Annotated in this window: 1 pseudogene; it reads right to left on the minus strand. The window is 29.2% G+C overall.

Features of this window, described 5'->3' with window-relative positions:
* Positions 1-184: pseudogene (locus GNY06_RS15420) on the minus strand (IS982 family transposase); the annotation flags it as partial.
* Positions 185-216 lie beyond the last annotated feature (32 nt).

Here is a 216-nt window from a genome sequence, read left to right on the forward strand (position 1 = left end):
AAGGTAATTTTCTGAATAAATCCCGCTCTGAATCAATACTCATAAATTCTGAAGTTAAGTCTATGGAGATTAACTCAAGATCTGACAAGTGGGGATTGCGGATTTGATTTAAAAAATTCATTTTACTCTCAATTGTTATCAGTATCTCTAATATTTTTTCATAATTTGCGGTAAAGCTGTTCATATTTAATCGTTTGTTAGACTATTAAATTTAGG

The organism is Elizabethkingia argenteiflava (assembly GCF_009904105.1).
Taxonomy (GTDB): Bacteria; Bacteroidota; Bacteroidia; order Flavobacteriales; family Weeksellaceae; genus Elizabethkingia; species Elizabethkingia argenteiflava.